Origin of the sequence: Chitinibacter sp. S2-10, from assembly GCF_046530675.1 — a bacterium.
Lineage (GTDB): Bacteria > Pseudomonadota > Gammaproteobacteria > Burkholderiales > Chitinibacteraceae > Chitinibacter.
This window is the reverse complement of record NZ_CP172558.1, coordinates 2,763,500-2,776,891: the sequence shown is the minus strand read 5'-3', so window position 1 is coordinate 2,776,891 and position 13,392 is coordinate 2,763,500. Positions and strand designations below refer to the sequence as shown.

At 53.6% G+C, this 13,392-nt stretch carries 13 protein-coding genes; 6 read left to right on the top strand and 7 right to left on the bottom strand.

Translation table 11 applies throughout. The features are described from left to right. The first annotated feature begins 45 nt into the window (after window positions 1-45). Both ACG2XO_RS13100 and ACG2XO_RS13095 read left to right on the top strand, forming a co-directional pair. The gene (locus ACG2XO_RS13100) at window positions 46-309 is read left to right on the top strand and encodes a type II toxin-antitoxin system Phd/YefM family antitoxin (protein WP_410498435.1); all 264 of its coding nucleotides are present in this window, start codon (window positions 46-48) and stop codon (window positions 307-309) included. Then, the gene (locus ACG2XO_RS13095) at window positions 306-560 is read left to right on the top strand and encodes a Txe/YoeB family addiction module toxin (RefSeq protein WP_410498434.1); all 255 of its coding nucleotides are present in this window, start codon (window positions 306-308) and stop codon (window positions 558-560) included. The genes ACG2XO_RS13100 and ACG2XO_RS13095 overlap by 4 nt, the downstream gene beginning before the upstream one ends. Before the next feature lie 201 nt (window positions 561-761). On the opposite strand, the gene ACG2XO_RS13090 is transcribed toward ACG2XO_RS13095, so the two are convergent. The 4 genes from ACG2XO_RS13090 to rpe all read right to left on the bottom strand — a co-directional run bounded on the left by ACG2XO_RS13090 (window position 762) and on the right by rpe (window position 3,176). Then, a complete protein-coding gene (locus tag ACG2XO_RS13090; protein ID WP_410498433.1) occupies window positions 762-1,076 on the bottom strand; it encodes a hypothetical protein in 315 nt (104 codons plus the stop codon). 79 nt (window positions 1,077-1,155) lie between these two features. After that, a complete protein-coding gene (locus tag ACG2XO_RS13085; protein ID WP_410498432.1) occupies window positions 1,156-1,818 on the bottom strand; it encodes a phosphoglycolate phosphatase in 663 nt (220 codons plus the stop codon). 224 nt (window positions 1,819-2,042) lie between these two features. Beyond that, a complete protein-coding gene (gene arsC / locus ACG2XO_RS13080) occupies window positions 2,043-2,384 on the bottom strand; it encodes an arsenate reductase (glutaredoxin) (RefSeq protein ID WP_410498431.1) in 342 nt (113 codons plus the stop codon). 114 nt (window positions 2,385-2,498) lie between these two features. Then, entirely contained in the window at window positions 2,499-3,176 is a 678-nt protein-coding gene (rpe, locus tag ACG2XO_RS13075) for a ribulose-phosphate 3-epimerase (RefSeq protein WP_410498430.1), read from the bottom strand. Window positions 3,177-3,315: 139 nt separating this feature from the next. Between rpe and apaG the strand changes: the two genes are divergently transcribed. The 3 genes from apaG to ACG2XO_RS13060 all read left to right on the top strand — a co-directional run bounded on the left by apaG (window position 3,316) and on the right by ACG2XO_RS13060 (window position 7,045). Next, a complete protein-coding gene (gene apaG, locus ACG2XO_RS13070) occupies window positions 3,316-3,693 on the top strand; it encodes a Co2+/Mg2+ efflux protein ApaG (protein ID WP_410498429.1) in 378 nt (125 codons plus the stop codon). Further along, window positions 3,693-5,474: an ABCB family ABC transporter ATP-binding protein/permease gene (locus tag ACG2XO_RS13065; protein ID WP_410498428.1), complete on the top strand. Its 1,782-nt coding sequence runs from the start codon at window positions 3,693-3,695 to the stop codon at window positions 5,472-5,474. The genes apaG and ACG2XO_RS13065 overlap by 1 nt, the downstream gene beginning before the upstream one ends. 197 nt (window positions 5,475-5,671) lie before the next feature. Next, window positions 5,672-7,045 carry an L-serine ammonia-lyase gene (locus ACG2XO_RS13060; protein WP_410498427.1) on the top strand — a complete coding sequence of 458 codons (1,374 nt, stop codon included), beginning with the start codon at window positions 5,672-5,674 and terminating at the stop codon, window positions 7,043-7,045. A gap of 160 nt (window positions 7,046-7,205) precedes the next feature. On the opposite strand, the gene ACG2XO_RS13055 is transcribed toward ACG2XO_RS13060, so the two are convergent. Next, window positions 7,206-11,450 (bottom strand): beta strand repeat-containing protein, encoded by a 4,245-nt coding sequence (locus tag ACG2XO_RS13055; RefSeq protein WP_410498426.1) that lies wholly within the window; start codon window positions 11,448-11,450, stop codon window positions 7,206-7,208. A 381-nt stretch (window positions 11,451-11,831) separates the two neighbouring features. Between ACG2XO_RS13055 and ACG2XO_RS13050 the strand changes: the two genes are divergently transcribed. Beyond that, window positions 11,832-12,440 carry an arylesterase gene (locus ACG2XO_RS13050; protein ID WP_410498425.1) on the top strand — a complete coding sequence of 203 codons (609 nt, stop codon included), beginning with the start codon at window positions 11,832-11,834 and terminating at the stop codon, window positions 12,438-12,440. Between the two features lie 69 nt (window positions 12,441-12,509). Here ACG2XO_RS13050 and ACG2XO_RS13045 read toward each other — a convergent pair whose 3' ends face one another. Then, complete coding sequence (locus ACG2XO_RS13045; protein WP_410498424.1) at window positions 12,510-12,995, bottom strand: glutaredoxin domain-containing protein; 486 nt, start codon at window positions 12,993-12,995, stop codon at window positions 12,510-12,512. Window positions 12,996-13,106: 111 nt separating this feature from the next. Further along, window positions 13,107-13,298, bottom strand: coding sequence for a hypothetical protein (locus ACG2XO_RS13040; protein WP_410498423.1), 192 nt, complete (start codon window positions 13,296-13,298; stop codon window positions 13,107-13,109). Between the last annotated feature and the right edge of the window lie 94 nt (window positions 13,299-13,392).

The following is a 13,392-nucleotide window of genomic DNA, read 5'->3' as shown; positions in this document are numbered from 1 at the left end:
TGGATATGTGCTAAACTTGGTACAATCTTTTGCTGGGAATTCATCATGCAAGCCCTCACGTATAGCTATACCCGCGCGAACCTTGCCGAGGTGATGCGCAAAGTCAATGAAGATCACGCCCCGGTCATTGTGACCACCCAGCGTGGTGAGCCGGTTGTGATTATGGCGCTGTCGGATTATGAAGCGCTGGAAGAAACCGCCTACCTGACCCGCAGCCCAGCCAATGCCAAGGCATTGGATGAGTCGATTGCGCAAATTCGGCAAGGTCGCACCGTCGCATTGGAGCTACCCGAGCTACCCGGTGAATGAAAGTTACTTTTACTGAAAAAGCGTGGGAACAGTTTGAGTACTGGCAAAGCTCGGATCGCATCGTTGTGAAGCGCATCATGGTGCTGATTCGTGACATTCAGCGCGAACCTTTCGCGGGTATCGGCAAGCCTGAACCGCTGCGGCATCAATACAGCGGCTTCTGGTCACGTCGTATCAATGAAGAACATCGGCTGGTTTATTGCGTTCAGGATGAAGTGCTGATTATTGTGCAGTGCCGATACCATTACTAAGCGTTGGCGCAGGCCCTAATGACCTCGCCACAGACACCATTCACGCCAAAGGCGGCCTCAGCTATGGGGCGAAGAAGCACAGATTACCGCAGCCAGTCGGCGCGGGGTAGAACGGCAATCGGGGCTGGCGGAGCGGTTGCAGAAGTAGGGTGTGAAAATCCCGCAGGGATTTGCGCACCCTACGGTGGTTACAGCTTTGAATTAAAAAAAGAAAGGCAGAAACAGACCGATAAAACTGACAATCCAGACTTTATCAACTCGGCGAGTCCAGACGCATAGTTGAATATGCTGTTGGGATGGCAGGTTTTTCCATTCGCCACTTTTAAGAATTGGGGGCACTTCTTTAAGGGCTTGAAAGGGTTGATCCAGATTTACACGATAATCTTGTGGATTTTCACCGAATAAATAGGGGTAGTGGCGTAGAAAAATATCATGCAGCTTATTAATTAAATAGTAATAAATCAAAACACCACCACCCGTGCCAATCAGAAAAACTGGCAATAAATAGTCAATCAAGAATTCCCGTACCACTTTTATCTTCTTTGAATTGTAATTTTAAGGAAGGATTCTAGTAGGAAAATGACGAGTAGTATATTTATTCCTCTAGAAAACCGAACAACTCATCAAAACGATGAATGATCGCGTCGGCACCCATTTTTTCGAGTTCGTCGCCATAGCCATAGCTGACGAGTACATTCGGGCAGCCGGCATTTTTCGCCGCCAAAATATCATTCTTTGAATCACCGACCATCAGCATGTTTTCAAGCGAAACGCCGAGTTTTTCTGCGGTGTATTCCAGTGGCAGGGCGGACGGCTTGCGTTCTGGCAGCGTGTCGCCGGCGATAATCACGTCAAAATGCTCGAAAACGCCGAGTTCGCGCAAGAGTGGCAGCGTAAAGCGCTCGGGCTTGTTGGTGATGATCGCCAGCGGCAAGCCGCGTTCGTGCAGCGCGTGCAGCGTTTCCTGCACTTTCGGGTAGAACTTCGTCGCAATCGTTAGCCCGGCGCGGTAGTGCAGATTGAACTGCGTCATTCCTTGTTGCTGCAACTCGCTGCCGTCAAATTCGGCGGCCATGTCGTCGGCGAGCACGCGGGCGACGAGGCTGGCCGCACCGTCGCCGACATAGCTTTCGACGGTATCTTGGGCAAGTGGTGCCAGACCCAAATCGGCGCGGGCAGCGTTGGCAGCGCGGGCAAGGTCGTGGATCGAATCGACGAGTGTGCCGTCGAGGTCAAAGGCGAGGGCTTGGATGGTCATGTTAGGGTATGTTGTTGTAGGTTAATTTTATATTGTGTTTTATGGCTATACCCTGTTGGGTATGTTTGATGTTTCGTCATTGATACTTCTATTTGCCGCGCTGTTGTTCCCCCTTCAATGAAGGAGGGCTAGGGGGGATTTGCATCGTTGAGTCGTTAAAAAATATTCGACGATTGCAGAAATCCCCCCTAACCCCCCTTTACAAAGGGGGGAATGGAAGGTGGCTACTTCAGTAGCTCGAGGATATTCTCCAGCGGCCGACCAATCGCGGCTTTGCCATTGTGAATCAGAATCGGGCGCTCGATCAGTTTCGGGTGGCTGGCTAGCAGGGCGATGATGTCGTTATCAGATAGCGTTTTGCCTGCACTCAATTCTCGCCACAGGTCTTCCTTGCTGCGAACCAGCGCGAGTGGTGCGATGCCGAGCTGGCTTAATAACTCCCGAATCTGCGGCTCGGTCAACGGTTCGTCCAGATAGCGCCAGACTTCGGGTGAGTGACCGGCTGCTTCGAGTGCGGTCAGCGCTTCGCGGCTTTTGCTGCAACGTGGATTGTGAAGCAGTTTCATTGCATATCCTTGATTCAAATAGCCGTAGGAGCGGGCTCGCCTGCAAGGAGCACCGGTGTGCCCGCGAATAATTGTCACAAGAATCATTCGTGGGCGAGCCCGCTCCTACGTAAATTATTTAACCCTGGCTAATTCGGCGCGCATCTGATAGATCACTGCTTTGTAATCAGGCTGACCGTAAATCGCTGATCCGGCGACAAAGGTATCAACGCCCGCAGCGGCGATCTCGGCGATATTATCAACTTTGACGCCGCCGTCGATTTCGAGCCAGATTTCACGGCCGGTTTTGGCGGTGTAGGCGTCGATCAGCGCTCGCGCCTGGCGGGCTTTATCCAGCGTTGCTGGGATAAACGACTGACCACCATAGCCCGGATTGACCGACATCAGCAAAATCATGTCGATTTTATCCATCACATAATCGAGATAATGCAGCGGCGTTGCTGGATTAAACACCAAACCAGCTTTGCAGCCGCTATCGCGTATCAGCCCGAGCGAGCGGTCGATATGATCGGACGCTTCAGGGTGAAAAGTGATGATATTGGCACCCGCTTTGGCAAAATCGGGAATAATCCGGTCAACCGGCTTGACCATCAAATGCACATCAATCGGCGCGTCGGTCCACGGGCGGATGGCGTCACAAACCAAGGGGCCGATGGTCAGATTGGGTACATAATGATTGTCCATTACATCAAAGTGAATGATGTCGGCACCAGCTTCGATGACGTTGTTAACTTCTTCGCCAAGACGGGCAAAGTCGGCTGATAAAATACTGGGTGCGATGCGGAAAGTCATTTTCAGAACTCCCTTGAGGGTTTAATGGTTATTATGCGGCCATTTGGCTAGACAAAGAATCCTGCACGCGTACAAATTGTGGCGTAATGATGAATATTTAAACGACTGGACGCATTGATTCGCGACAAGGGAGATTGAAGTGGAACACAGTTACCGAATAGCGGTGCAGGCGCGGCCGTTTTATTTGCCTGAGCAATCGGACGAAGCGGCCGAGCAATATACTTTTGCTTACCAGATCACGATAGAAAACGTTGGCAGTATCCCGGCCAAGCTGATTTCGCGGCACTGGATTATCGAAGACGCCAGCGGCAAAACGCAGGAAGTGCGCGGTTTAGGCGTGATTGGCGAGCATCCCGAGCTGGCACCAGGCGAAACGTATGAATATACCAGCGGCGTCACACTCGATACGCCGGTTGGCACGATGCGTGGGACTTATCAGATGATCGCTGCGGATGGCACCGAGTTTGAAGCTGAAATCGCCCAATTTATTCTTTCCATGCCAAGGACACTGCATTAATGCGACCAAGTAACACGATTGAAGGTGGCAATAACTGGAAAACGCTCAAAACGTTGCTGCCCTTTTTGCTGCAGTACAAAAGCCGGGTTTTTCTGGCTTTAAGTCTGTTGGTGCTGGCCAAGCTGGCCAACGTCGCCGTTCCGCTGGTGCTCAAGGATATTGTTGACCAGATGGCCGCTAAAGACGTCGTACTGGCGCTGCCGCTAACGCTGATTCTGGGTTATGGCGCATTGCGGCTGTTTTCATCGGTCCTCGGCGAGTTGCGCGATGCGGTTTTTGCCAAAGTCACACAAGGCGCGATTCGTAAAATCGCGCTGCAAGTGTTCGAGCATCTGCACAAGCTCTCTTTGCGCTTTCATCTGGAACGACAGACCGGCGGGATGAGCCGCGATATTGATCGCGGTACCAAGGGCATCGCGTTTTTGCTCAATTTCACGCTGTTTAATATCCTGCCGACCTTGGTCGAAATCGGCCTGGTCGCGGCGATTTTGCTGCAAAAATATCACAGGAGCTTTGCTGCGGTGACATTTGCGACGATTGCGCTGTATATCGCTTTCACGCTGGGCGTGACCGAATGGCGGATGCATTTTCGCCGCGATATGAACGATCTGGATTCCAAAGCGAACACCAGAGCGATTGACAGCCTGATCAATTACGAAACGGTCAAATATTTCGGCAACGAGCGCTGGGAAGCCGAGCGTTACGATCATAGCCTGAGCAAGTGGGAATCGGCGGCGGTTAAAAATCAGGTGTCGCTGTCATTTCTGAATGCCGGCCAAGCGTCGATTATCGCCGTTGGCGTGACGCTCTTGGTCGGTATGGCGGCGAACGGTGTTGTGAAGGGAACGATGACCTTGGGTGACTTGGTGCTGGTCAATGCCTTCCTGCTGCAACTGTATGGCCCGCTCAATTTCCTTGGCTTCGTTTATCGCGAAATTAAAAACTCGCTCGCTGACATGGAAAAAATGTTCGGCCTGATGTCTCGCAATGCCGAAATCAAAGACCGAGAAAACGCGCAAGCGGTGTCGCTGGATGATGCGAATGTCGAATTTAGCGGCGTCGATTTTTCCTACGACAGTAATCGGGCGATTTTGCACGGCATCAGTTTTGCAATTCCTGCTGGTAAAACGGTCGCAGTGGTTGGTTCGAGCGGCGCAGGAAAATCGACTTTATCGCGGCTGCTGTATCGTTTTTACGATGTCAATCAAGGCGCAATCCGCATCAACGGGCACGATATCCGCGATCTGGCGCAGGACAGCCTGCGCGCGCAAATCGGCATCGTTCCGCAGGATACGGTGCTGTTTAACGACACGATTTATTACAACATCGCCTACGGCAAGCCGAGCGCGACACGTGAAGAAGTGATCGAAGCGGCCAAATCGGCGCATATTTACGACTTCATCATGACACTGCCCGACGGCTTTGAAACGACGGTTGGTGAGCGTGGGCTGAAATTGTCGGGCGGCGAAAAGCAGCGCGTCGCAATTGCCCGCACAGTGCTGAAAAACCCGCCGATTCTGATTTTCGACGAAGCGACCAGCGCGCTTGATTCGCAGACCGAAAAAGCGATTCAAGCCGAACTGAAAGCCATTTCAGCCAACCGCACAACCTTGGTCGTTGCGCATCGTTTGTCGACGATTTCGGATTCCGACGAAATTCTGGTGATGCAGCAAGGCCGCATTGTCGAGCGCGGTACGCATCACCAGTTGCTGACGATGGGTGGGATTTATGCACAGATGTGGGCTTTGCAGCAACACGAAGAAAGCGAAAGTCCAAGCTGATCGGTGCCCGACTTCAAAAGGCCTTGAGTGCAAACTCAAGGCCTTTTTTATTGCCGGATGATCAAAGCACAGCGCAGTTGGGGATGTCGTGTATTGCGGGGCAAGTGCTTTGTTCCGATAGTGTGTCGACCGACGTTAAGCAACGCCCCTCAATCCTTATGACACAGCGATCCTGTGTTCAGCGCGAGATACCCATTATGCTCAGTGTTTTCGATCTGTTTAAAATTGGCATCGGGCCGTCCAGCTCGCATACTGTCGGCCCGATGCTGGCGAGCAAAGCATTTGCCGATCTGTTACTTGAGCAGGGCGTGCTTGATCAGGTACAGCGCATCAAGGTGAATCTGTATGGCTCGCTGGCTTTAACAGGCGAGGGGCATGGCACGGTAGCTGCCGCTGTACTTGGGCTGGAGGGCAATACGCCAAGGGGTATTGATCCGGAAAGCATTGCGCCGCGCATGCAGGCCTTGCGTGCTAGTGAGCCGCTTCATCTGGCTGGAAAGTTTGATATTGCTTTTGATCCGGATCGCGATGTCGAGCTGCACAAGCATTTGTTTTTGCCGCAGCACGCTAACGGGATGCGAATCTATGCTTTTGCCGCCGATGGGCACGAGCTATTGCGCGAAACGTATTTTTCGGTCGGCGGCGGTTTTATTCTGACCGAGGCTCAGCTGGCTGCGCCGCAAACGGGTCAAAGCGACGACGATATTCCCTATTCTTTTTGCAATAGCGCCGAGCTGATGGCGCTGTGCCGCGAGCACGGCAAAACGATGGCGCAGCTGGTGCTGGCCAATGAATGCACAAAACTAGATGAAGTAGAAATCCGTCGCCGCTTGCTTGAAATTGCCGCGGTGATGCAGGGCAGCGTCGCGCGCGGCTACCAACACGAAGGTCGGCTGCCCGGCCCATTTGCAGTCAAGCGCCGCGCGCCAGCGCTGTATCAGCGCTTGTTGGCGATGCATATGGAAGGCCGCGCCGACGTGATGCTGTGGCCGACTTTGTACGCGATTGCCGTTTCGGAAGAAAACGCCAGCGGCGGGCGCATCGTGACCGCGCCGACCAATGGCGCAGCCGGTATTATTCCGGCCGTTTTGCAGTATTACCGCGACTTTACGCCCGGCGCGAACGACGAAGGGATTGTCGATTTTCTGCTGACCGCAGCCGCAATTGGCATGCTGTACAAAATGAACGCATCGATTTCAGGTGCCGAGGTCGGTTGTCAGGGCGAAGTCGGCGTCGCCTGTTCGATGGCCGCGGGGGCATATTGTGCCGTGCTCGGCGGCACGCTGGCGCAAGTTGAAAATGCCGCCGAAATCGCGATGGAACATCATCTAGGACTGACGTGCGACCCGGTTGGCGGACAGGTGCAAGTACCGTGCGTCGAACGCAACGGCGTTGCCGCAGAAAAAGCGATCAAGATCGCCCAGCTCGCACTGCTCGAAGACGGCCAGCATCTGGTCAGCCTCGATAAAGTCATCGAAACGATGTACCGCACCGGGCTGGACATGAAAAACAGCTACAAGGAAACGTCGCTGGGCGGGCTGGCACTGACGGTGGCGCAGCCGGAGTGTTGATGGGGTATTACTATGCAGGCCTTGCTAGATATTTTTTACGTTAAAATACCTGGCTGGGTATTGGATGGGATTTAAGGCGTTTGATTTAATTCATCTTAGCGAGACGGGAAAAACAAAACGGGCTATCGCCCGTTTTGTTTTTGATTGCCAGATCTCAGCCTCAGACAATCAGATAGCTGCTAGTGCCAAAAAGCAGCGAGTGCATATCATCGACCGAGCTGATGGTCTTGACGGTTGCCACAAGGGTCAGCTCATCGGCCGTGATGTCCAGATCCTCACCCGATGACTCGAAATCCCAGAAGTACACATTATTGTCATCGCGTGTTGTCCAGAGCTGGTCTTCTCCGGTGCTATAACCGCCGCCTATTACAGTGGCCTGACTTAACTGCTGGACTATCCCTTCTGCGGTGCCGGCACCGGCAAAAGCGGTAGTAAAATTCAGCCACGGCATGTTGCTATTAATATCGCGGAAATCGTAGCTGGACTGACAACCCCACATTCCGCCTTCGGTGAGAAGACCTTGTCCACCAAAGCCAAGACGAGTGGCGGATATCTCGAGCTTATCTTCACCAAGGGTAAAATCGTTGATGACGATGCTGCTGCCGTCTGCGCTCAAGCGGAAAACATCGCTGCCGGCTCCGCCTTCGAGTGTGTCGACACCGGCTCCTCCGACCAATGTGTCGTCGCCAGTGCCGCCAAATAGCGTATCGTTGCCTTCAGCTCCCAGCAGCAGGTCGTTGCCGGCACCGCCGGAGAGGGTATTGTCTGCACTATTGCCGGTAATCTGGTTATCGCTTGCATTGCCCGTGCCCTGGATGGTACTTCCCGCCAGCAGCAGGTTTTCGACATTGGCAGCCAGCGTGTAATTGATGGTGGCGATGACCAGATCGTTGCCTGCCGAAGCGCCCTCGGTGATGACATCGCTGGCACTGTCGACGTAGTAGGTGTCGTCACCGTTGCCGCCGATCAGCGTGTCGTTGCCGGCACCGCCATCCAGCGTGTCGTTGCCGAAGCTGCCTGTGAGCTGGTTGTTGCCAGTATTGCCCGAGGCTGCGCCATACCAGGTAGACGGATCGTCCTCAAGGTCGTAGTTATTGAGCACCAGATTTTCCAGCCCGTCCTGCAGCATATAGCCGGAGTAACCGGCATAAACGGTGTCTGTTCCGCCCGCGATTTGGGTCGATTCGGTGATGACGTCGTCCGGCGTGTCGATGTAGTACGCATCGTTGCCGCTGCCGCCGATCAGCGTGTCGTTTCCGCTGCCGCCTGACAGGGTGTCATTGCCGATCCCGCCGTCGATCCAGTCGTTGCCGTCCATACCCGAGAGTACATCGTCGCCGGCGTTGCCCTGCAGGATGTTGTTCTGGTCATTGCCGGTTACTGTGTTGTTCAGCTCGTTGCCTGCGCCATGGATGGCATTGACTTGCAGTACGAGGTTTTCGGTATTGGCAGTGAGCTGGTAACTGATCAGCGTACTCACGACCAGATCGGTGCCTTCACCAGCCAGCTCGACCACGGTGTCGCCACTGCCGTCGACCCGGTAAAGATCGCTGCCGGCACCACCGACCAGCAGATTGAATCCGCTGCCACCAATGAGCAGATCGTCGCCCGCGCCACCATACAGGCTGTCATTGCCATCGTCGCCCTGCAAGATATCAAGCCCGCCATTGCCATATAGTACGTCGTCACCCTCTGCACCACGAAGCAGATTGTTGCCGCCATTGCCGGTGAGTACATTGTTCGCGGCGTTGCCATCGCCGGAAATACCGGCGCTGCCGAGTAGAGTGAGATTTTCGAAATTGTCGCCCAGCGTCGTGGTGATGCTGCTGCGCACTTCGTCGATGCCTTCGCCGCTGTTTTCGACGAGCTGGTCGAGTGCGCTGTCGCTTACATAGATGTCGTTGCCCAAACCGCCGACCAGATAATCGCTGCCTGTACCGCCATCAAGTACGTCATTGCCCAGTCCGCCATAGAGGGTATCGTTGCCTAGGCCGCCAATAAGCTGGTTGCTGGCGCTATTCCCGGTCAGGGTATTGTCAGAAGCGTTGCCGCTGCCGTTGATGGCGAGTGAGCCGGTAAGTGTCAGTTTTTCGACATTGTCGCTCAGTGTGTATGTCACGCTGGCAGAGACGCTGTCGGTGCCGGAATTGCTTGCTTCGACGATTTTATCGCTGCTGCTGTCCACATAATAAAGATCGTTGCCTGCGCCGCCACTCATGCTGTCGTTGCCGCTGCCACCGATCAGCGTATCTGCACCAGAGCCACCAATGAGGGTGTCGTTGCCCGCAGCGCCATCCAGATAGGATTCAATATAAGAGCTCATGACGTTGTTCAGGGAATTGCCATAGCCGTGCTGACCGCTTTCTCCGGCAAAGAAGGTCAGGTTTTCGAGATTGTTGCCCAGCGTGTAGCTGGACAGACTGGTGCGAACGGTGTCGGTGCCGCTATTGGCATTTTCGGTGATCGAAACGCCTGTATGGCTGACCGTATAGCTGTCGTTGCCCAGACCGCCGGCAAATTTGTTGCCATTGGCTGTGCTGCGGAAAGTGTCTCCCCAGCTGCTGGCCTTGTTAAGGAAAAGATCGCCGAATGAGACCGTGCTGTCGCTGAATTTGACGTATTCGATATTCTTCAGCGTGGTCTTGATCGTGCCCTTGCTCAGCACCAGGCTGGCCTCGCCCGTTCGCGTGATCGCATAGCTGGCGCGTGATGCTGCCATGATGGCGGTGTCGCTGCCGCCCGCGCCATCCAGCGTGCTGCTGCCCGAATTGGCGGTCAGCATATTGGTTAGTGCATTGCCGGTTCCCGTCAGGGCGGCCGAACCGGTGAGTACCAGATTCTCGATATTGCCGCCCAGCGTGAGGTTGGCACTGGAATAGACAGTGTCAATGCCGCCGGTAATCAGGTCGCCATTGCTCTCGATCACGACATCGGATGCTGAGTCGACCACATAAATGTCGTCGCCATTACCACCACGCAATGTATCGTTGCCGGCATTGCCAACGAGCCGGTCGCTGCCGTCGCCGCCATCGAGTGCATCGTTGCCATTGCCACCGTCAAGCGTGTCGTTGCCGCCGTAGCCATACAGCGTGTCATTGCCGTCCAGCCCGTAGAGAATGGCCGCGCCATTGTCGGAAATCAGTGTGTTGGCACCGGTATTGCCCTTGCCGGTCAGTCCGTCGCCGATCAAATTCAGATTTTCAAGATTGGCATTGAGCAGGGTATAGCTGATGCTGGACTGGACGGTGTCGTTGCCCTGATTGGCGAGCTCGACGATCACGTCGCTGGCGCTGTCGATCACGTAAGTATCATTGCCGAGTCCGCCGATCAGACTGTCATTATCCGTGCCACCATCGAGCGTATCGTTGCCATTGCCGCCATTGAGCGTGTCGTTGCCGCCATTGCCCTCCAGCAAATCATTGCCATCCAGTCCATACAGCAGCGCCGCGTTGTTGTCGGAGCTGATCCGGTTATCCAGTGTGTTGCCGGTGCCCGTCAGGGCGGAACCGCTCAGTTCGAGGTTTTCCAGATTGGCGCCAAGTGTATAGTTGAACGCGGTTCGGACGGTGTCAGTTCCCTGTCCGGCAGCCTCGATGAGCGTGTCACCTGCATCATCGACGATATAGACATCGTCACCTTCTCCGCCGTCCAGCGTGTCGGCATTGCTGCCACCGTCCAGTGTGTCATTGCCGTTGCCGCCATACAGTGTATCGTTGCCGCCCGATGACCCTAGCGCATCATTACCGCCATATCCGTAGACGGTGGCCGACGCGCCGCTCCAGGTGACGACCGTATTGTTCAGGTCGTTGCCGGCGGCAAAAGTGGTTTCGGAATAAAGATTTTCGACCTGATCGGGGAGCGTGTAATCCACCCAGCTGTAAACGGTATCGTTTCCTTCGCTTGCTTGCTCTATGATGTCGGTGTCGGAAGTCTGAACTTTGTAAACATCATCGCCCAGTCCGCCACTCATCGTGTCATTTCCCCCAAAACCAATCAGGGTGTCATTGCCAGTACTGCCAGTCAGTTGGTCATTGCCGCCGAGCAATTGGCTATACAAGCCTCCCATCCAGTCCGTGGGCAGATTGTCGGCAAACAGATAAGTATTGATAGACGCAATGTCAAGCGACAAGTCGCTCAACGTATAAATCAATTGCCCATTTTCGTAGTAACTGATAGAGGAGATCGCGCCCTGAGGATCATCGCGCAGTGTGCCGTCGTAGCTGAAACTGCCCGGGCTGATATAGCTAAAGCTGCCGCTTAGTACCAGACCATGCGCGGCCGGGCTTCCCGAGTCGCTGAACAGGGTAATGGTATCGCTGCTAAAGGCCGGAGACGCGTTGTAATCAGTGTTCCAGTTAGGGTTGATGCTGAGGTCGAATTGCTGTTGGAGCTGAAGGGTAGGCATGGCTGTATCAATCGTTTTGGCTGGTCGGGATGAATCGGAATCTGGCGCATTTTCGCATAAAAATGTTGATATGAATCAATGCTGGCGATAAGAATGTGCTTGGTTTATGGCGTGTTAAATGTGTAATGCCAAGTTGCGTTAACAATGGCTGATTGGGCGCAAGTCATTCAATCGACTATCGAATGGGTATGAAGGCGGCTATAAGGAAACGTCACCACTCGGCCTAGCGCTGACGGTGGTACAGCCGGAGTGTTGGTGGGGTATATGTCCGTGTGGCTTGCTGAGTAATTGGTATATGGCAATACATGGTGGTGTATGTCAATAGCCCGCGCGAACAAGCAACTACGAGATTGGCACCACAAATACCAGAAGGGGATAAGTATGCTGCGTCTATTTTTACTGTGCTGCTGGCTTGGTTTGTTACAGGCTTGTGGCGGCGCACCACAACTTAAACCTTTGCCGGCCGGGGGTGTTGTGCTGGCTTTTGGCGATAGCCTGACATTTGGTACTGGCGCCGCGAGCGAAGAATCGTATCCGGCTCGTTTGGCAGCAAAAACGGGCTGGGAGATTGTCAACGCTGGCGTGCCAGGCGAAACCGCTGCGCAAGCCCGGTTGCGATTTGTTGCAACCCTGGATGAAGTTAAACCGCAATTGGTGTTGCTGTGTCTGGGTGGGAATGATTTTTTGCGGCGCCTTGACCCTATGGAGACCAAACGCGAACTGGGATTGATGGTCGAAGAATTGCAGCGTCGCAATATACCGGTCTTGCTGATCGGCGTACCCAGGCTGGGATTGGGGCTGGATACCGCGCCACTCTATGCCGAGCTGGCCGAGCACTATGAGATTGCTTTGAATGATGATGCGCTGGAGGATATCTTGGCAAAGCCATCATTGAAAAGTGATACGGTGCATCCGAATGCAGCCGGATACGAAATGTTGGCCAATCAGTTGGCTGAGCAGCTGGCTCAGCTGGGGGTGTGGCGACGCTAATAATGGCAAGCGATGACTATCGATTGCACGCTCTTGTTAAAAAACTCATACCAATCGGCGCGCTGATTATTAATTTTTGAAAAAATTGTCATAAGAAGCCTGGCTATATCCGCGTAATTGCTTGGTGCCTGCGATGAGTAATGGAACGCCTTTTCTTGTTGTTCCGGTCTCGACTAAAGCCTTTGCACCTTCAGCGGTTTCGATGTTGTATTCGCGAAACCGTATGTTATGAGACTCCAGATACTGTTTGGCTTGCTTGGAATAAGTGCACCAGCTGGTTGTGAACAGGGTAATACTGTTTGGATTTTCCCGCATTGCTGCTCTTGCCATGGTTTTGTCGATCCCTTTTTGTAACTCTTGGCGATAGCGAATGACAGATTCAGGCTCGGGTGAGAAGGGAGCACTTTCGTAGTTTAAAGTTGAAACTTTGCCGGTTGTGGGGGCTCGGTCGGTATAAACAATATTGCCATTGGCATCGACGGTTTTATAAACAGTTTCAGCAAAAATATTCAGGGAGCAGAAAAGCAGGGCAATCAGTATGATGAATTGGCGCATGATAAATCCTGTTTTTTGTATTGTCGGCGGGGCGATGTTCTTGTGTGATTTTTGCGCCGCATAATAAAAACCCCCGATTCTCATCGAGGGCTTGCTGCGGGCTGGGTTTGCTCAGGCTTGTTCGAGGTAATCGAGCGATTTTTCCGCGCGCTCTTCGGCTAGATCGGCCAGGGCGTTGCGAATTTGGCGTTTGGCTTCAAATTGCTTGCGATTGGTGCTCATCACCGCAATTTCCATATTGCGCTGGGCTTCTTCAATCGAACGACGCTGGCGGGAGGTTTTGAACGTAGACGGCAGAGACATGGTGATTCCTCATTGCAAAGGTTAGACCAGTAAATCTTTGTGGCAGTGTAGCCCCGAGTACAGCTCAGTAAGCATGGCAATTATGGATGTCATT